The 20,367-nt window shown below is 41.1% G+C and carries 16 protein-coding genes; 8 read left to right on the top strand and 8 right to left on the bottom strand.

What is annotated here, in order from left to right; genetic code table 11:
- Positions 1–75: 75 nt before the first annotated feature.
- Positions 76–5,556: an alpha-2-macroglobulin family protein gene (locus tag CGC57_RS05450; protein ID WP_095898294.1), complete on the bottom strand. Its 5,481-nt coding sequence runs from the start codon at positions 5,554–5,556 to the stop codon at positions 76–78.
- Positions 5,557–5,771: 215 nt separating this feature from the next.
- Between CGC57_RS05450 and gldB the strand changes: the two genes are divergently transcribed.
- Positions 5,772–6,761: a gliding motility lipoprotein GldB gene (gene gldB, locus CGC57_RS05445; protein WP_095899466.1), complete on the top strand. Its 990-nt coding sequence runs from the start codon at positions 5,772–5,774 to the stop codon at positions 6,759–6,761.
- A gap of 93 nt (positions 6,762–6,854) precedes the next feature.
- On the opposite strand, the gene dusB is transcribed toward gldB, so the two are convergent.
- Entirely contained in the window at positions 6,855–7,835 is a 981-nt protein-coding gene (dusB, locus tag CGC57_RS05440; RefSeq protein WP_095898293.1) for a tRNA dihydrouridine synthase DusB, read from the bottom strand.
- Positions 7,836–8,048: 213 nt separating this feature from the next.
- Here dusB and CGC57_RS05435 point away from each other — a divergent pair, with 213 nt between their 5' ends.
- From CGC57_RS05435 to CGC57_RS05405, 7 genes are all read left to right on the top strand, one after another.
- Positions 8,049–8,429, top strand: a complete 381-nt coding sequence (locus tag CGC57_RS05435) for a TraR/DksA family transcriptional regulator (protein WP_095898292.1) — start codon at positions 8,049–8,051, stop codon at positions 8,427–8,429.
- 4 nt (positions 8,430–8,433) lie between these two features.
- Entirely contained in the window at positions 8,434–9,012 is a 579-nt protein-coding gene (locus tag CGC57_RS05430) for a Crp/Fnr family transcriptional regulator (RefSeq protein ID WP_095898291.1), read from the top strand.
- Between the two features lie 19 nt (positions 9,013–9,031).
- On the top strand, positions 9,032–9,658 hold the full coding sequence (locus CGC57_RS05425; protein ID WP_095898290.1) for a GNAT family N-acetyltransferase: 627 nt from the start codon (positions 9,032–9,034) through the stop codon (positions 9,656–9,658).
- Between the two features lie 193 nt (positions 9,659–9,851).
- Positions 9,852–13,259, top strand: coding sequence for an isoleucine--tRNA ligase (ileS, locus tag CGC57_RS05420; RefSeq protein ID WP_095898289.1), 3,408 nt, complete (start codon positions 9,852–9,854; stop codon positions 13,257–13,259).
- A gap of 90 nt (positions 13,260–13,349) precedes the next feature.
- A complete protein-coding gene (locus CGC57_RS05415) occupies positions 13,350–13,709 on the top strand; it encodes a transporter (RefSeq protein ID WP_095898288.1) in 360 nt (119 codons plus the stop codon).
- Between the two features lie 205 nt (positions 13,710–13,914).
- Positions 13,915–14,562, top strand: coding sequence for a hypothetical protein (locus CGC57_RS05410; RefSeq protein WP_095898287.1), 648 nt, complete (start codon positions 13,915–13,917; stop codon positions 14,560–14,562).
- 28 nt (positions 14,563–14,590) lie between these two features.
- The gene (locus tag CGC57_RS05405; RefSeq protein ID WP_095898286.1) at positions 14,591–15,574 is read left to right on the top strand and encodes a hypothetical protein; all 984 of its coding nucleotides are present in this window, start codon (positions 14,591–14,593) and stop codon (positions 15,572–15,574) included.
- 6 nt (positions 15,575–15,580) lie between these two features.
- Here the strand turns inward: CGC57_RS05405 and CGC57_RS05400 are convergent, their stop codons facing one another.
- The 6 genes from CGC57_RS05400 to dut form a co-directional block, all read right to left on the bottom strand.
- Positions 15,581–16,207: an ATP-binding cassette domain-containing protein gene (locus CGC57_RS05400; protein ID WP_095898285.1), complete on the bottom strand. Its 627-nt coding sequence runs from the start codon at positions 16,205–16,207 to the stop codon at positions 15,581–15,583.
- Entirely contained in the window at positions 16,167–17,093 is a 927-nt protein-coding gene (locus CGC57_RS05395) for an ABC transporter permease (protein ID WP_172595621.1), read from the bottom strand. The genes CGC57_RS05400 and CGC57_RS05395 overlap by 41 nt, the downstream gene beginning before the upstream one ends.
- A 3-nt stretch (positions 17,094–17,096) precedes the next feature.
- Positions 17,097–18,380, bottom strand: a complete 1,284-nt coding sequence (locus CGC57_RS05390) for a murein hydrolase activator EnvC family protein (protein ID WP_095898284.1) — start codon at positions 18,378–18,380, stop codon at positions 17,097–17,099.
- A 97-nt stretch (positions 18,381–18,477) separates the two neighbouring features.
- Positions 18,478–19,254, bottom strand: coding sequence for a lipoprotein insertase outer membrane protein LolB1 (gene lolB1 / locus CGC57_RS05385; RefSeq protein ID WP_095898283.1), 777 nt, complete (start codon positions 19,252–19,254; stop codon positions 18,478–18,480).
- The gene (locus CGC57_RS05380; RefSeq protein WP_095898282.1) at positions 19,251–19,949 is read right to left on the bottom strand and encodes a putative polyvalent protein kinase domain-containing protein; all 699 of its coding nucleotides are present in this window, start codon (positions 19,947–19,949) and stop codon (positions 19,251–19,253) included. Before CGC57_RS05380 ends, lolB1 begins: the two co-directional genes overlap by 4 nt.
- Complete coding sequence (dut, locus tag CGC57_RS05375; RefSeq protein ID WP_095898281.1) at positions 19,927–20,364, bottom strand: dUTP diphosphatase; 438 nt, start codon at positions 20,362–20,364, stop codon at positions 19,927–19,929. Before dut ends, CGC57_RS05380 begins: the two co-directional genes overlap by 23 nt.
- Between the last annotated feature and the right edge of the window lie 3 nt (positions 20,365–20,367).

Here is a 20,367-nt window from a genome sequence, read left to right as displayed (position 1 = left end):
TACAATGTGACTAAAAGTGATTGATTATCAAGTTTATAGAATATACCAATTTTTCTTGCTTGTGCGGCTCGCACTTTATTTTCTCATTACCTCTACCCATTTGCCATTGGTGCGGGTGTTGTAGCGGTTGCTGTACATAGCTTCGGCATAAGTGCCTGGCAGATAGTACTTACCTGCATACGAGGCGTTGAGTTTGAGCTTGATATACTTGGTTTGTTTGGCTTTCAGTGACAAGTAGAAATTCGCACGGTCGTCGCGGAAATCAGCGTAGTCTACATTGCTATTGCTGCTGCCCTCATCGTAATCGGTAAAACGGGTATTTACAATTTCCCAACCTGAAGGGATGATTTGGGTGAGCGCTACATTCTCTACCGCCTCGCCAGTGAGGTTCGTAATCTCGATAGTGGCAACAAACTGAGTGCTTTGGCGCAAATTGGTCACATCAAGTGTGTGTCCGTTGCTATCGCGGAAAGTGGTGCTAAGCGAAAGTCCGTTTTGCATAGCGAGTTCTTTGCCCACTGGCAATACGCCACTTGTGATGAGGCGTACATAAAGGGTTTGGTTACCATTGTTCTTCACTTGTAGGCTCTCATTGCCTTTAGCAGCAAGGGTTTTCTGTAGCATAGGCTCGGTAGCTTTAAGGTTTTCGGTTTTGCCACTGAGGGTATAGCTGGCATTGATGCTCCTGCCGCTCTTATTCACAGCCACATATTTTGCCATTGCATAGAGGGCATAAGCCGTGGTTTGGGTGCTGAGCCAATCGTTAGTAGAGAGTTTTTCGGCTATCTCTAATGCCCAGCGTCCTGCATCTTCTTTCCTGCCGATGAGCAAAGCGGTTTCCATTGCCATTGCTTTGTTGCGAAGTACAGAACCGTAATAGCTATAGGCATCATCGTCTATAGCAGTGGTTTGGAACAACTTTTCGGCAGTTTGTTTTTGTCCAGCAAGGGCGTAGGCAGCTGCCAAAGTGCGTTTGGCATTAGGGGTGATCTCACTGAGTTCACGCAAGCGGTTCATAGCGCCTATGTTAGGATTTCCGGCAAGTGCCAAAGTATAGAGGCGATAGGCTTGGGCAAAATCGTTTTGGTATTTACCCTCATAACGCCATTGGCGCGCTTCACTATTTTGGTAGTTCAGCCAGCTCTGTTTGCTACCCGATGGCAATACATAGCCTTTTTTCTCGGCTTCTACAAAAAACTGACCTATATACGAAGTTACCCAATCATCGGCGTATTTACCGCCTTTCCAATAGGTGAAACCACCATTGGAGAGTTGGTTCTCGTGCAATTTGCTGATAGCTGCACTCACATTGCGGTTCACCTCATCGGCTTTTTCTTTAGAAAGGGTTACAAAATCACCTAAGAAAAGTTGCGGGAAAGCCCCCGAAGTAACTTGTTCACCACAGCCGTGTGGATAGCTGATAAGATAACCCAAACGCTGGGTGAGGTTTACCCCTGGGAAGCTGGAAACTTCCAACACTGTTTTGGCTTTTTCGCCAAAGAGGTTGATATTAAGGTTGTGTGACTGTCCGCCTTGCAATACTGCATTTTGTACTACGTAGGTTATAGGGTTAGGGTTGTACACATCCATTTCTACCTCATAAGTAGATTTTTCTTTACCCGAAGTAGCGGTGATTTTCACTTTGGCGATACCTGTTTGAGCGGTGGTTTCGAGCTCAAAATAAGCCATTTGTTCGCCTGTTTTTTCAAAATGTAACTGCTGATTGTGTGTACCCACCACTTTAAACAAGCCATTAGTTTCTACTTGGAGAGACACGTTCTTCACTTGTTTTTCCATAGCAAAAACGGTTACTGGCAATATGATTTTCTCGTTAGGCACAGCTTTGCGCGGCAAGGAACCTAAAATTGATAGCGGACTTACCACAGGTATATCTTTTTTCTCGGCACTACCAAAAGCATTGGCGGCTACATCACTGGCGACTACCATCACACGAGCAGAGCCCATATAATTAGGAATTTTCACGGTATGAGCATTAGTAGCCCCTTTCTTGAGTTCAAACGGACCGCGGAAGATAACAAAAGGTTTGAAGCGGTTTGCTTTTTGAGCATCAGCACCGCCTAAATCCTCGTCACCCCCTATGCTAAACGCCTGATTGATAGTTCCGCCATAAGCGCCAATCACATCGTCGTACACGTCCCAAGTTTTTACACCTAGAGCTGTTTTGCTAAAGAAAGTATTCCAAGGGTTGGGGGTTTTGAAGCGGGTGAGGTTCAAGAGTCCGTCCTCCACAATCGCCACGGTATAGGTCATTGGTTTACCCGATTTCTCACTTACTTTGATGCTTACTTTTTGGTTAGGTGTCAAGCGGTCGGGCATTTGGATTACAGGGTTGAGCACTGTGTTTTTATCTACTACTTTCACGGGAACAACTCCGTACAAGCGAATAGGCGCATCGTTGAGCGTTTTGTTGTGTGGCTGCAATAGGGTAACGTAGAAATACACATTAGGCGACATTTTATTGGTGATAGGCACCTCAAAAGTAGTCTCTTTGTTAGCAGTTTCTACCCAATAAGTTTCGAGTACATCGTTGCCATTTTCTACCGAAATAAGCGCACGTCCGCCTTTATCGGAAGGGAAAGTGATTTTGGCTTTTTCGCCTACGTTGTATTCTTTTTTGTTAGTACCCAAGGCGAGCATTACCGCTTCACTACCTTCACTGCCACGTGATTTGCCAGTCCAGTCACCCCAATCAAAATAAACCGTAGTACCGCATTTATGACCGCTTTGGTTATCACTGAGCATAATAAAATAGCGACCCCAGTCGGCATCAGGGATATTGAGGGTAAAGCGTCCTTTTCCGTTGCTATCGGTGGTGATATAGTCGGTTTTGTAAATAGCATTGCTGCTACTGCTGTTGTAGGTAGAGATGTTTTGGTTAGAAGCGTCCCACCACCAGTTCCAACCTACTTTATACACAGTAACCGCTACTGTTCTGTTGCCCAATGGCTGTCCGTTTTCACTGAGCACTACCGCATCGAAAGTATGGTTTTGCTGGGTGTTGTAGTAGTCGTATTTGTTAGTTTCGGGCAAACGCAAGCCCACATACTCACTGTAAGGGGAGAAAGAGGCGGTACTCACATCGGTACTAAAGTCGCCACCGCTTTCGTTAGCTTGGGTGAGGAAGTTCACCTTTAGCATACCAGGGGCTTCTAAGTCGTTCGTTCTGAAGTAGAAATTTGCATTCCCATTGCTATCGGTTTGCCCTTCGTACACGTTCATTTCTTCGCTCTCAAACTGATAAGCACGGTTGTTGAACACGTATTTTTCATAGCCTTTAAAAGCGGTTTCTAAGGGGTAGAATTTTGCTTTTACATTTACCCCCGTATTGCCCGCAGGACTACCGTGTAACCACAACACCTGCAAGCGCACATTCTCGCCATTACCGCTGATGAGTTTGCCACTGAGGCTATTCTCAATCTTAAGTCGGTTAGGTTTGATAGTTTCTATTTTGATGCGTTTGCTAAATTTCGCAGCTCCTGCTGAAATAGCAACACTCCAGTTGCCTGTAGGGGCATCGGCATTGGTTTTGAGTCCAAAAACGTATTGATTGGTAGGGTTGCTGGTTTGCATACGCTCGGCAATCACTTTGCCATAAGGGTCGGTAAAGCGGAGTTTGATAGGCAGTTTTTCAGGATTTTTCTGAGCAAAATCGTTTAAAATGAAACCTACATAGATGCTATCACCAGGGCGCCATACACCGCGCTCAGTATAAATAAAGCCGTTGAGCCCTTTCTGCAAGCGCATACCATCTACATCGTACTTGCTCACCGACTGAGGGGCAACATCGTCTAACTTCACATAAGTAGTGAATTTATCTTTTTTCACTTTAACGAAATAAGCACGATTGCTGAGGTTTAGATGCAACATCCCCTTGCTATCGGTTTTGTCTTCTTGAATTTTCTGTTGTTGGTAGTTAAACACCTCTACCACAGCGCCATCTACTGGTTTAGTGGTGAGGAGGTCGTTTACTATAATGGTAAAACTATTGGTTTGCCCTTTCTTTACGATCACCCCAAGATCACTGGCGAGTACATTGGTACCCACTGTTTTACCGTAGTAATAATTATCTTTGCAAGGGCTATCCTCATCTTCTTCTTCCCAGTAGAATTCCTCGTCGTAATCGTAGTAATACTCTGTATAGTTCACATCGTCGTCATTCAGAGGTTTTTCTTCAAATGAAAGGTCGAGAGGTTCTTCATTTTTAGTGCCACAAGTGTAGAGCGAATAGTTTTTGGTCATTCCTAATTCCACGCGGTAAATCGCACCAGGTTCGGGAGTAATTACCGATGCTAAATCTAAGGAATAAGTATTCCACTCGTTCAGCGGATAGAGCGCTCCATCGTTCAGCTTCAGCACTTTGCGTGCAATAGGTTTCCCTACACGCTGTATGTAGGAGCCTCCACCTAAATCGTTATCTTGCAAAAATTGAAAGATATTATTCTCAAAAATGCGATAAACAGTTACATTCACTGCACGCAAGTTGATAGTTTGGAAATTAATTTTCAAATTTTGAGAGCTTGGCAGGATGGTACCGCTTTTCAGGAAGCGAATATCGGGTTTTTGTTGCAAGAATTTGATGTCAAAAGTTGCTTCTCTTTCCAAGCGATCACCATAGATATTCTTGATACCTTTAGAAACATAAACCTTGTAATCACCCTCTTTTTGTTCCTCGCGGAAGACTTTCAGCACGTTGCCATTTACACTGTATTTTAGTGCTGTATTGGTATTGCTGAGGCTTACCAATCCTGTGAAATCTTGTTCTTTTTCCAAGGGGTCGGAGAAGTTTACACTAAACGACTGATTAGCGCCATCGGTACGGGCGTTTAGCGCTTTGAATACTCCTTTTTGTGGAATAGTGAAAGAGAATGGAATAAGGTTTTCCTGAGGAACATCCTTAGTATCCCATTTAATTTCAAGTGTTTGCTCTTTATCGATGCGCGGGATACTATCAAAAATAATCACAAATTTATTGTTAGTACCTTGTGATTGGAATTTTACAGCCACTTTTTTGCCGTTGAGGTTGGCTTTGAGCACATCTTTCACCGTTTCGTAGGAAATTTGGTCGTTAGCCAAAAGCTCGGCATTGAGGAAGTATAAATTTTTGTTGTATGACTGTAAATCACCAGATTTCACCCTAAAAGCCTGTTCTAAAGTCTTTACAGTAAAGTTGAAGAGTTCGAGTTCTTTTTTAGGCACATCATAAAGTTTCTTTACATTGAAAGAAATTTGATATTCAGTGTTTTGAGATAAAGGTTTATTGGGTACAAAGGCGATTTGCGACGGACTTTGGCACACCACTTTCCCTTCTACTTTAGGTGAAATTTCAAAAAGATGGAGGTCGTTTATCTTGTCCATCTTTTCTTGTGATAGCGGTTCATTCAGCAGTATTTTAATCCCCGAATGGGCAGAAATCACCCCAGAGGTATACCCCGAAATATAATCTTTAAAAGCCAGCGGATCGCTGTTGAAATTGGCGTTTTTCTTACAAGCAACTGCTAATAATAATGCTAAGAGTACAAAGCCTATTTTTTTCATAGTTCAATAACAATTGATTTTCAAGCGACAAAAGTAAGGAATAGTTAGGAGATTAGCAAATTTTATTTAGAGTAAGAATTAAGTAGTAAAACCAGTTAACAGTTAATGAGTAATCACTAATGTTTGCTAAATAATTAATAATTTGTACTTTTGCACCTCAAACTTTTACCAAAGTTGAAAAAGTAAATCTGCTGATGATTAATAATACTAAGAAAATGACAAAAAAACTCCTCCTTTTCGCCTCTTTGCTGCTAATAGTAGCTTGTGGTGACAAAAAAGAAAAAGAAATTGCCGCCATACCAATGTCGTTCGAGACCGTGCGATTAGACTCACTATTTGTAAAAACTCCCGATGCTCAGTTTCCTGCCTTGCGCCATCAGTATCCTTATTTTTTCACTCCCAGCATTAGCGATAGCGAGTGGGTGGAAATCAAGCACAAACCTATTTTCCCCGATTTGCCAGAATTTTCGAATATCTACTACCACACGCTATATGGCGAAGTAGAAAAACAATTAGGTAATTTATCAGCCGAGAAGAAAGAACTCAACGGCTTGTTACAACATATCAAGTACTATTTTCCTAAGTTTCAAGCGCCTAAAGTGGTAACCCTCCTCAGTAGGGTAGACTACGAGTCGCGTGTGATCTATGCCGATAGCCTTTTGCTCATAGGTACCGATAACTACTTGGGTGCCAAACACCCCTTCTATCAAGATATGGAACGCTACATTGCTACCGAGCTCGACAAAAAATACTTAGCAGTAGATGTAGCCGATGCTTTTGCCGATAAATTAGTGCCTCGTGCGGTGCATCTCACCTTTTTGGACAATATGATTTACGAAGGCAAAAAGCTCTATTTAGAGCAACTGTTACTCCCCAAAAAATCGGCTGCTGATTTGTTGCGTTATACCGACCAGCAGTACGCGTGGGCAGAAGCCAATGAAGCTGAAATATGGCGTTATTTTATAGAAAAAGAGCTCCTTTATCAAACTGATAAGAAGCTCCTTACGCGTTTTCTCTATCCTGCACCTTTCTCTAAATTCTATTTGGAATTAGATAATGAATCACCAGGGCAAATAGCAAAATTTATAGGGTTGCGCATCGTTCAGGCGTATGCCGAAAATCACAAAGAAGAACCATTAGTAAAGATTTTGGCAATGAACCCCGATACTCTCTTCAAACAATCACAGTACAAACCTAATAAGTAATAATAAAATTTTTATAGGGGTGTTTGCAAAATCCTTTTTTGTAAGGGCGTTTGCAAAACGCCCTTACATAACATACTATTTATCTCTTACCTCTTACCTCCCTAAAACCTCTAAAACATTATCTAAAGCCTTGACCACTTCTTGTGAAGCGTCTAAGGTTACTAATTTGTGGCGATGTTCCTTAAAATTAGGGATTCCTTTAAAATAATTAGCATAGTGACGGCGCATTTCCACCACCCCTTGGCGTTCGCCTTTCCATTCTATCGACCATAACAAGTGGTTTTTAGCCGCTTCCACACGGTCGGCAATAGTAGGCGAGGGGAGGAGTTCGCCTGTGGCAAAATAGTGTTTGATTTCATTGAAAATCCACGGATAGCCAATAGCCGCACGCCCTATCATAATGCCATCGATACCATACTTATTGCGGTATTCTAAAGCCTTTTCGGGGCTATCGATATCGCCATTGCCAAAAATAGGAATGTGAATGCGAGGGTTGTTCTTCACTTTGGCAATATAACTCCAGTCCGAATGCCCTTTGTACATCTGGCTGCGGGTGCGCGCGTGAATAGTGAGTGCGCTAATGCCCACATCTTGCAGGCGTTCAGCTACTTCCTCTATGTTGATACTCTGTTCGTCCCAGCCTAAGCGCGTTTTCACAGTTACCGGTAGGGAGGTGCTATTCACCACAGCTTTGGTAAGGCGTACCATCAGGTCGATATCCTTGAGAACCCCAGCGCCAGCTCCTTTGCTCACCACTTTTTTCACCGGACAACCAAAGTTGATATCCACCAAATCGGGGTTTACAGTAGCTACAATTTTAGCCGAGAGAGCCATAGCCTCCTCATCACCCCCAAAAATCTGTATTCCTACGGGGCGTTCATAGTCAAAAATATCTAATTTTTGTCGGCTTTTAATAGCGTCGCGTATCAAACCTTCCGATGAGATAAACTCGCTGTAGAGCATATCAGCGCCGTGCATTTTGCACAATCGGCGAAAAGGAGGGTCGCTCACATCTTCCATAGGGGCGAGCAGTAGTGGGAATTCTCCCAAGTCTATATTTCCTATTGTAGGCACTTTGTAATAATTTTATTTTTCAAAGGCGCAAAGGTAGTGTGTAATTAGCAAATTAGCAAATTTGGGGATTAGCAAATAAAAAAAACCTTTAAAATTTTTGCTACTTTAAAAAATAATTGTATTTTTACGCCCCAAATTTAGAGAGGAGTTGTAGGTTTTAGGTTTTTATACTTCCCCTACCTCCAAATTACTAACCCTAAACCCTATTATACTATGGAAGAAAATATCAGAGTACGCTATTCCGATAAGGAATTGGAAGAATTTAAGGCACTTATAGAAGAAAAAATCAAAAAAGCTCAAAACGACCTTGAACTTATCAAAAGCTCCTATATGAATAGTGCCACTAATGGTACCGACGACACTGCCCCTACTTTCAAGGCTTTTGAAGAGGGTTCTAAGGTAACCAGCAAAGAAGAAAACACTGCTTTGGCGATCCGTCAAGAGAAGTTTATTCGCGACCTTAAAAATGCACTGATTCGCATTGAGAATAAAACCTATGGCATCTGCCGTGTAACAGGTAAACTTATAGATAAACGTCGATTGATGGCAGTGCCTCACGCTACCCTTAGCATCGAGGCTAAAAATATGCAATAGCCTGATGACACTTACCGAGTATCTACACGAAGAAACTCAAATTCCCATCACAACCCTTACCTCCCTAACGGCTCACCTATTTGAGCGCAGGGAGGTAAAGAAGTATAGCACTTTGCTCAAAGCGGGTACTACTTCAAAAGAGTTGTTTTATGTGGAAGAAGGTTTGTTGCGCTGTTATTACTACAATAAAAAGAAAGATATTACCCACAATTTTTTTCTTGAAAAGATGTTTTATTTTCCAGTAGAAAGCATCTATTTCAATCAATCTTCCCCTTTATGCTTAGAAGCCTTAGAGGATAGTGTGGTGTGGGTGGCTAACTTTTCGGAAGTAGAACTTGTAGTAAATGAACATCAGGAACTGGAACGCCTGATGCGCCTGCTGTTGGTCTCAGCCATCAAATCACTCACCGAGCGGCTGTACCTTGTAAAGTTCCAAACCGCCCAAGAGCGTTACCAATGGCTGCTAAACAACTACCCCCAAATACTCCTCCGCGCTCCCTTAGGGCACATCGCCTCGTTGTTAGGCATTACCCAGCAAACCCTCAGCGTTATCAGAGCAAACCTCTTAACCCCTATTCCCTAACCACTAACCCTAAAATCCTATGACCTACCGTCTTGCCTCTCTCGCCGATGCCCGCAAAGTAGCTAGTGTGCTCACCGATGCTTTTGCTAATTACAATATGTATCGCACGGTGCTCAACTCTTTTTTCACTACCGATAGCAAGTATATCGACTATCTGAACAAATTACATTATGTGCAAGTGATGAGCAATATCCGCAAGGGCTATTGCCTGATAGCCGAAGAAAATGGCGAAATTATAGCTGTTGCCGTGATGCAATCACTGCGCCACACCCGTATTACCCTTTGGGACTACCTGCGCTCAGGAGCTTTTGCACTTTGGCGTTATGCCAAACCCACTCAATGCTTCCTGCCATTTTTAGACAAGAGCAGCGAGTACGCCAAAAAACAAACTTCTGAAAACAGATGGTATTTAGAGAGTTTTGTAGTGAGTCCCGCGTGGCAAGGCAAACACATAGGAGGTAAGTTTTTAGATGAAGCCGTTTTGCCTTTAGTAGCACGTGAAGGAGGTAGCCAACTCAGTTTGGTCACCAATACCGCAATGAATGTGTTTTTCTACCAAAAACACGGCTTTGAGCAAATTCACCAAACCAAAATAGGAGGCGTAGATGTTTGGACAATGCTAGTGGAAGTAAAGAGTGAAAAGTGAAGAATAAATCGTGAAAAATTGCATACTTTGCCCAAGTTTTTGCCCGTGAGGCTCGTAACTTTGGCAAAGTTTTTTTATGCTCTAAAACTCCAAATTTGCTAAATTCCTCATTATTTTCTACTTTTGCGCCAAACTAACGTCTAACGACTACAGCTCTTGTGGCTCACACTTAACGATTAATAATAACCAATATATGAAATTCAACGAGTATAAACACTTAGATCTTACTAAGATAGCAGAAGAAATATTGGCTTTCTGGAAAGCCGCCAACATCTTTGAGCAGAGTATCGCCTCACGTGAGGGCGCTATTCCGTTCGTGTTTTTTGAAGGACCGCCATCTGCCAATGGCGTGCCTGGTATTCACCACGTGATGGCGCGTTCTATTAAGGATATTTTCTGCCGTTATAAAACTCAGAAAGGATTTCAAGTAAAACGCAAAGCAGGTTGGGATACCCACGGATTGCCCGTAGAACTCGGGGTAGAGAAAGAACTCGGCATTACCAAAGAAGATATAGGCAAAAAAATAAGTGTAGAGGACTATAACAAGGCTTGTAAGGAAGCCGTGATGCGCTATACCGATATCTGGAATGACCTTACCGAGAAAATAGGCTACTGGGTGGATATGGAAGACCCTTATATCACCTATAAACCCAAATATATGGAAAGCGTATGGTGGCTTTTGAAACAACTCTACAATAAACAGTTGCTCTACAAAGGCTACACTATTCAGCCTTATTCGCCTAAGGCAGGTACAGGCTTGTCATCACACGAGCTGAACCAACCAGGGTGCTACCGCGATGTGAGCGATACTACGGTTGTGGCGCAGTTCAAAGTAAAAGCGTTAGCAGCAGCGGCAAGTAAAGCATTGGGTAACCCTACAGCACCTATCCATATCCTCGCTTGGACAACTACCCCTTGGACATTGCCTTCTAACACCGCACTTGCCGTGGGCAAAGAGATTGAGTATGTACTCGTAAAAACATTCAATCAATATACTTTTGAGCCGATAACAATCATCATCGGCAAACCGCTTTTGGCAAAACAATTCGGCAAAAAGTTTGTAGAGGGCGATGCAGCTGCTTTGGCGGCTTATACGCCTGAAAGTAAGACAATTCCTTACCAAATTATAGGAGAATGCAAAGGTGCAGACCTTGTGGGTACTGCTTACGAGCAACTCATTCCTTGGTGCACTCCTGCCGAAAACCCTACTGAGGCTTTCCGCGTGATTGCAGGAGACTTTGTTACGACCGATGATGGTACAGGTATCGTGCATATCGCTCCTACTTTTGGTGCGGACGACGCCCGTGTAGCCAAAGAATATGGTATCCCCCCAATGCTTGTGAAAGACGCGCACGGCAATTTGATTCCGCTCGTAGATTTACAAGGAAAATTCATTGAAGGACACAATATTCCAGAGGCTTTTGCTGGCAAATACATCAAAAATGAATATTACGATGCAGGAGAAGCGCCTGAAAAATCGTGGGATGTGAGCTTGGCAATTCTCCTCAAAGAAGAAAACAAAGCCTTTAAAGTAGAAAAATACGTACACAGCTATCCGCACTGCTGGCGTACTGATAAACCAGTGTTGTACTACCCGCTTGACTCGTGGTTCGTACGCGTAACCGATTTCAAAGAACGTATGTTCGACCTCAATGAAACCATCAACTGGAAACCTAAAGCTACCGGTGAAGGGCGTTTTGGCAACTGGCTCAAAAATGCTAACGACTGGAACCTTTCGCGTTCGCGCTATTGGGGTATCCCGTTACCTATTTGGCGTACATCCGATAAGCAAGAGGAAATCTGCATCGGTTCGGTAGAAGAACTAAAAGCCGAAATACAAAAAGCTATTGCAGCGGGCGTAATGACTGCCGACCCTTATAAAGATTTTGTAGTGGGCGACAACTCCGAAAGCAATTACGACAAGGTAGATTTACACAAAAATATCGTAGATAACATAGTGCTCGTATCGCCATCAGGCAAGCCAATGCACCGCGAAACCGACCTTATCGACGTATGGTTCGACTCTGGGTCTATGCCGTATGCACAATGGCACTATCCTTTTGAAAACAAGGACTATATAGAAAATCATACCGCTTACCCAGCCGACTTTATAGCCGAAGGGGTAGACCAAACACGCGGTTGGTTCTATACACTTCACGCCATTGCTACTTCGGTATTCAACAGTGTGGCGTACAAAAACGTAGTGTCTAACGGACTAGTGCTTGACAAGAACGGACAAAAGATGTCTAAACGCTTGGGCAATGCGGTAGATCCATTCACTACCATAGCCGAGTATGGTGCCGATGCTACTCGCTGGTATATGATTTCCAACGCGAATCCTTGGGATAACCTCAAATTCGATTTGGAAGGAGTAGCCGAAGTGCGCCGTAAATTCTTCGGTACGCTCTACAACACTTATTCATTCTTTGCGCTCTATGCGAATACCGACAGCTTCACTTATGCAGAAGCCGATATACCACTGGCTGAACGCCCAGAAATAGACCGCTGGATACTTTCAGAACTCAATACCCTCATCAAAGAAGTAGATGCGCTCTATGCTGATTATGAGCCTACCCGTGCTACGCGTGCTATCTCGGATTTTGTACAAGAAAACCTCAGTAACTGGTACGTACGCTTGTCACGTCGCCGTTTTTGGAAAGGAGAATACGAAACCGATAAGATAGCCGCTTACCAAACCCTTTATACCTGCCTCATAACCATCGCTAAACTGATGGCGCCTGTAGCACCTTTCTATGCTGATAGATTGTACAAAGATTTGGTGAGCGTTACCGGTAAAGAAAACAAAGAAAGTGTACACCTCACCGATTTCCCTGTAGCTAATGAAAGCTACATCGATAAATCATTGGAAAGCAAGATGCAGAAAGCGCAGACTATCTCGTCCTTAGTACTATCGTTGCGCAAGAAAGAAAGTATCAAGGTGCGTCAGCCATTGCAAAAGATAATGATACCGATAGCCAACGCCACTGAGCGCGCTGAAATAGAAGCGGTAGCAAACCTCATCAAGCACGAGGTGAATGTGAAGGAAATAGAGCTCTTGGAAGATGCCTCAGGTATATTGGTAAAACAAATCAAACCGAACTTCAAGACCTTAGGACCTAAGTTTGGCAAGGATATGAAAGCCATTGCCACAGCCGTGCAAGAGTTTGGACAAGCGGAAATAGCACAGTTTGAAAAAGCACAAACGTACAGCTTGCAACTGCCCGACAAAACAGTTACTTTGAGTTTGGACGATGTAGAAATCAGCACCCAAGATATAGAAGGCTGGTTGGTAGCCACCGCTGGCAGTCTGTTGGTAGCTTTAGATATTCACATCACCCCTGAACTGCGCCAAGAAGGTATCGCTCGTGAGTTGGTGAACCGCATTCAGAATATCCGTAAGGACAATGATTATGACATCACCGACCGCATACAAATACGCCTTCAAGCGTACCCTGCCCTACAAGAAGCAGTTACTGTCAACGGGGCTTACATCAAGAATGAAACCCTTACTGATAGCATCACTTTTGTAGATAGTCTGCCAGAGGGTGAAGAAATAGCCTTCGACGAAGTAACAACAAGAATAATAGTTGCAAAATCGTAATCTAATGATACACTTTGCCAAAGGTGCAAGCCGTACCTTTGGCAAAGTTTTTTTTATTAGAGAGAAAGGAAATGATATAAGATAGTACTTATGTTTTTAAAATGCAATGATAAAAAAATTGAATTACATCCTACTGTGTGGGAATATCTATATCCCTATCTTTTAAGATTTTCGATAAAACACAATATTGACTGGACTATCTGGAAAGCAAAAGATGCAGTGTATATACCAGAAGATAAGAGAGAAGAGTTAATATTTATGTTAGAATATATTTTTGAAGAACTTATGGTAGAGTGTTATAAAGAACCTACACAAAGACAAAGAACAAAACATTCTACAAGGTTTGAAAATGTGATTTTTAAAGATAAAAAATATATCTTAAACTATGTAACAGATATTATTGGAATCATTGGTTATTGGCTTATATATATGATAAATGCTTTGTCTTAGAATTTAAATACTACAAAACATAAACTTTAAAAGCTAATGTAATGAAAATAAAATATTCTGATTATCAATTACTTTTGTAGTATTTTATGTACAGGCGTTTGGCAAATGCCCACACAAAACAAAACTTTTTCATTACCTTCTTTATATTTTTTCTTTAGTAGTACCTAACCCCCCTTTGTAAAATAACCAAATAAGAAATATTTCTATGAGTTTTGCTAATGATATTAAGAACCTAAGCAGTTTTTTAAAAGAGCAAGGTTTTTTGGCTGTACCGATCAATTACAATAACCTTCGTTCGTGGGTAAAGGAATTGGATAGCGAACACTTGGTTTATATGTATGTTTACGTCGGTCAGTACAAACAACATAGCCAAAATGGTTTTCTTATCGTATCGCCTCCACGTGATAACGATGATCTTTGGGAACGTACCTCCTTAGCTTTTGGGATTCCTTTAGATGAAAACTTTGAGTTAGGTTCAGGGTTTTATGACAAATACATCAATAGACTTACCAATCTATTGCCCAGTGCCGTTTGCTTAAAAGAAGCCGTAATCAATGAGATGCACAACCCCAGTGAGATTGCAACAAAAGGTATTAATACCGCTAAAATATTAGCCACTCGTTATATGAGACTTGTACAAGGGTTTCGCGATTTGCAGAAAGCGCCTAATTTTGCTGAGCTCTGCCAAATTAGCAAAGAAACGTGGTTAAAAAAGAAGAAAATCTATTGGTTAGAAGAAGATTTGGGCAAGAAATATCTTGACCCCTATGCTGATGATATTATAAAACAATATCCTGATACTTATACCGAAAGACTTAGTATTATTTTGGCTACTTATAGTGTTTTTAGGTAGTACCTTCTAAATTTTAAAACCTAATGTGATGAAAATAAAATCTTTTTTCTGTATTTTACTGTTAATTGTGAGTGTGTATATTTATGCGCAAGGGGAAGTTGCTGGCAATGATTGGACAGCAATGGGGCTGAAAGGCAAGGTAAAATCAGTGAAAACTTCTATTTATTTTGCTGAGGAAAAAGGCAATGATTTTGCCAAAGGGTCTACTCTCTCTCAAGGCATTTACCCTGTTAAAAAAATTAAACAGTACAGCGAAATGGAACGAATGGGGGTAAAAGCATTCTTTATACAGTTTTTAGTAAACATTATCCCTTCGGCTATTACTTTTGATAAAAATGGTTTTATAACTGAAAAATGGCGCTATGATGATATATTTCCTAAAAAAATAGTATATACTTACGACAAAAAGCATCGCCTTATTGATAAATCGACGTTTGTAGATGAGGTTTTAGAAACAAAGGATACGCTTGTCTATAACACCAAAGGGCAATTAGAGAAGGAAGTACTTGACCTAAAAACAAAAGATGAAACTATCTACACTTATACTTATAATGTTGATGGAGAGCTTATTCAAAGGAATTTTAAAAGAACTGAAGATCTCCCTTTGTTTAAAGAAATATACATTTATAACAATAAAAGACTTGTAAATAAGGAAGTTTACCAATTTGACCGACTTATATGGCGAGGACTTTATGAATATGGAGCAGAAGGAGAGCTTATTAAAGCCATTTCGCAGAAAATAGACGACTTTATATGGCACTCTAAATATACTTATGACCAGAACAACCAGCTCAAAGAGGAATATCTTTTGATAAATGAGAGTGAAAATAATGGATTTTTAAACAAATTCGGTTCAGATAGGCGTCTCACCTATCATTTAACGTTTTCTACCGATTATCTTTGTGAGTACAAATATACGGATGACAAGCAAGGTAATTGGGTGAGAATGATTACATACGAACAAGGCGTACCTATGCTTTATGTAGAGCGAAAAATAGAGTACTTTAAGTAAAACACATTAACTGATAAGAAATTCTTCTATGGTATTGGTTTCTGAGGGCAAAAAGGTTTGTATGCTTCTATCGTGAATTAAGTATATCTTTTCACAAGTTTGTAAGGTTTCTAAAATATGAGAAGCAATCAATACGATGTGATTAGTAGCCAACTTGTTTAACAACTGTTTGATATGCAATGCCGAAGTAATATCTAAACCGTTGAAAGGCTCATCGAAAATGTAGAGGGTGTAGAGCTTTTGTAATACAGCATTACAATATACTTTCTTCCGCATTCCTGTAGAAAGCTCTCGAATGAGAAGTGTTTTATCTACTTCAAAAGGCATAGTCCCTTCTGGTTTTATTCCTAATAACAAACGAAAAAACGTATAAAACTCGGCTACTGTAAGATGTTCGTACAAATAAGGTTCAGTAGGTAAAAAACCAATTTCTTCTGGCATTATTCCCCTTTCGCAATAATGCACTTCTCCTTTAAAAGAGGTTAAACCCGACAAACATTTAAAGAAAGTTGTTTTTCCAGCACCATTTTTCCCTACTACTCCATAGAGTCCGTTCTTTGGGATAGAAAGTTGTATGTTTTCGAGTATTTTTCTATTGGAATAGTGTTTTTCTTGAATGAGAATCTCTAGCATATTGTAGTTTTTTAATCTTTTGTATAGCTAAATAATAAAAATAAGGAATCGCAACAAGCGGAATGATATAAATTGCTCCTGCACTAATAGCCGCTAATGCAAAGAATTGCCATAAAGGATTTTCCCAAAAAGCGTATTTAGTAATTACTCCTAAAATAGGAATAACGACAAACAACGGTAGAATTGCTATATTTTGCGTGCCAAATCCTATAAAATAAGTGATGAGCAAGGGGGTAAAGAGCATCATAGTATTCAGTAATCCAGCTTTGAGCTGCTTGCGTAAGTACATTTCTCCTTTGTGATTTGCCACTGTTATATGTGGGCTAAATTCCCTTTCAAAATAGGGGACGCAAGCGGTAAAAGCCATTGCTCCTAAAGCAAAAAGTGCTACATTAGGATTCCCGTATATACGCCCTATTATCACAAGAGCGATAGTGAAAGGCAAGATAATGATGAGTTTATACTTGCGGAAAGCGATATGCCAAGTGGGATCAGTAAGTGAAAAAGGGTATTTGAGAGTGAAGTTTTTTTGAGGTAAGCAACTTATAAGTACAAATAATAATAGTATCCCAACAGCAGTTGAAAAATCATTCTTTAACAACATAAGAATGAAAAACGGCAGACTTTCGATTACATATTCCGCAATGAGAATTGCTCTATAATGCGAATGTGTTTTTAGTAGCGATATATCTTTGCGAGTGTTGTGGTAAGAGAAAGTACTCAAGGGCAGGCTCCAAAGCACATAGTGCCAAGTTTCATAATGCTGGTATAAGCCTAATAAGGCATAACACAATACCCCCAATAACAATCCTATAGTGAGCAAATCGCCTTTAGGGAAAAGTTTGCGATAATAGATATAACCGAGGTAGAGAGCGAGGCGCAACATTCCTTACATTTTATGTATCCAAAATTCGGGGTTGAGTCGTGTGGTATTTTTGTATAAAAAGAACTTCATTTCGGTTTTGCCATTGCTATCGGTGAAGATTTTGCCTAATGCTTCTTTGGCTTTTACCTTATCTCCTTTCTTCACATATACATCGGTAAGGTTGTAATAAATAGTAATATAATTCCCGTGACGCACTTGCACTACTTTGTTACTACCGGGGATAGATTGTATCGCCGATACCTCACCTTCAAACACACAACGGGCTTCAGCACCTTTTTCGGTGGCGATGGTTACCCCATTGTTATAGTGTTGCAATTCAGGGTATACGGGGTCGTAGTACACGCCGAAACCTTGTGATTTATACCCTTTGACTACAGGCCATATCAAGTTGCCTTTGTTGGCTTCAAAACTATCGGCGACACGGCGCGACTCGGGGGTGAGGACAAAAGACACCTCGGCATCAGAAGCTGATGGAGGGGTAGAGGTGGTCATTCCACCTTGTGATTGCGCATTGCCTTTGCCTCGGTTGAGGGCTGCCAAACGCTCTTTTTCACGTTTGTTAGCCTCGATAATCGCCAAGCGGATGAGGCGTTGTATTTCGCGGTCGATGGCGTTGGCTTGTTTTTGTTTTTCGCGTATTTGAGCTTCGTAACTGCGTTCTACTGTGCGTATATTAGCCGCGAGAGTTTCTAATTCTTTTTTCTCAGTCTGCAAGGTAGCTTGTTCTTGGCGTTGTTCTTCAAGCACTTGGTTTTTAGTATTCCGTTGCGCTATGAGGGTATCGTTGAGGCTCTTAATTTTGTCGGTTTTTGTTTGGATGAGGGTAACTTGTTCTTTACGGTAGTTCACGTACTGTTTCATATAAGCCAAACGTTTGTAGGCTTGTGAGAAACTTTCGGATGAGAGCAAGAAGAGCAATCGGTTTTGAGCGGATTTACTTTTGTACGACTGCTTGATAATTTTGGCGTATTCGCCTTTGTGGTATTCTAATTCTTTTTTGAGGGTGCGCATTTGCTCCTCGTTATCGGCAATTTCTTTAGAAAGCAGATTTGCCTGCTGCTGATTGATTTGTATCAGGCGGGTGCGCGCTAATATCTTCTCGTTAGCGACTTCTATTTGTTGTACGGTGGTTTTGTGTTGCTGACTTTGTTGTTGGCGCAATGCCGACATCTCCTTGATTTGTTCAAGCAGTGCCTTTTTGCGTTGTTCTAATTCTTTTTGCTTGGTTTGTGCTGTGAGGAGCAGCGGGAAGCAAAGCAAAAGCAGTATGATTTTTAGTATATTCATAGGTCGTAGCACGACGGACAGTTTAACGTATTTTCAACTTTGCCAAATTTTCTTGCTTGTGCGGCTCGCACCTTTGGCAAAGTTTGTGACACATTTGTTACTTGTTTATTGTTATTTCTTTCATTCCTGATGGAATTTTAAAGGGGAATGAGAGTTTTTTATCTAAATCCAATCCTTTGAATTCTAAAGAAATTTGGGTATTACTATCGCCTTCGCTGGCAACTATTTTGATAGTGTGAGGCAAGAGGAGTTTATCTACTTGCTGATAAGTGTAAGTAGCTGTAGCTTTTTGCTTGCCACCTAAATGATTCACTTCGGTAACGCCTACGCGGTAGTTATCGGGCAAGAAGCGGTAAATCACTCCTATAGGCGACTCGCCAGTTACTTCGATGTTGTACATATTGTTGTCCTCATTGAGGAGCTTGATAGTGCCCTCGCTATTAAAGTTGATGTTGTAAAGCGCATTGCCTAACAGAAGATTTTGCAATTCGCTGAAACCTACTTCTACCCCTAATAACTTACTGATATAGCTAAAATCACCGCTGAAGTACGAATTGTCTATGCGGTTGTAATATTCAGCTTTTTCGGGGGTGATGAGCGCTTTGGCAAGTCCTAAAGGAGCAGAAATCCATATTGTTTTATCTTTTTCCATACGGAAAGAAAAAGGCAGACTTTGCTCGTTTTTACCGTCGTTATAGGTTACCTGCAAATTCCCGCTCAAGGTATTGAAAGAGGGGAATGATTTTAGGTGCTGGTTGATAATTTCTTTGGATTGTTTATCAACGCTGGCTCTCCCTGCAGGGGTTACCAAGGTTTGTTTGGTTTTACAACTCACCAATAAGATAGTTGTAAGGATTAAGATGATTTTTTTCATAATATTTTGTCGATTTTTTCGATTTGCCAAAATGAGGGTTCTATATAGAAAACAGTATCTATAAAGAAAAGTGAGCCGTTACGTGTGAGGACGTTTTCGTCGTGAAGGTCTTCTAATATGATACCTAATTCGGGATTGCGATAGTCGTTATTTCGGATATTTATAAAACCATTCAGTTTCATAAAAGTTTTCACTTCTTCTAATGAAGTAGGGGTATCAGCTTTTATATATTCTTGCCTTACTACTGCATAAAGGGTGCCGTTATCTTTGTAAAAACCTTTTAATTCATAAGCTGTATCAGGGAAAAAATAGTTGTTCAGCAACAAATTGTTGAAATAATCTATCCACGAGGTGTAGTAAATGGCATCGTTGAGTTTTAGTACTTCTTTTTCACTATTTAAATATACTTTTTGCTCTGCACCTTGTGAAAGAAACAAATTCATATCAATATTATTAAACCAAAGTTGCTGCTTCTCTATCCATTGACAGAGATTCTCTGTTTCTTTATTTTTGACCGACTTTTTTTCTTCAGCCATTCCACTTGAGCTCTTGCTTCTTCTAAGGTAACGGGTGGCTGCTTGGATAGTATCTCCATAGCTAACTTTGCCCGTTCCGCAAATGATAGTTTGTAACTCATATTTCAATTCGCTAATTTCCAACGCTGCTAATTTGCTAATTTCCTCCCGTACTTCCAAAGCCTCCGGTTCCTCTTTCGGTATTGGAAAGTTCGGTAACTGTTTGGAAAGAGGCTTTTGCGTATGCCGCAAATACCATTTGGGCGATGCGGTCGCCGTGAGTAATGGTAAAGGGTTCGTTAGAGAGGTTTACGATGGGTACTTTCACTTCGCCGCGGTAGTCGCAATCAATGGTGCCAGGGCTGTTGATCACAGTGATGCCGTGCTTGATAGCCATCCCACTACGAGGGCGCACTTGAGCTTCATAGCCTTCGGGGATTTCCAAAAATAAGCCAGTAGGCACAAGGGTGCGTTCTAAGGGTTGCAGGGTGATATTGCTATCGGGGAGATTGGCGCGGAGGTCTACCCCTGCAGCTCCTTCGGTTTGATAGGAAGGAAGCTCGTTATTAGATAAGTTTTTAATTTTTACAATCATTGT

The organism is Capnocytophaga sputigena, assembly GCF_002302495.1.
In the GTDB taxonomy this organism is placed as follows: Bacteria; Bacteroidota; Bacteroidia; order Flavobacteriales; family Flavobacteriaceae; genus Capnocytophaga; species Capnocytophaga sputigena.
Note: the sequence above shows the minus strand (reverse complement) of the source record. Positions and strands in the feature narration are given on the sequence as shown.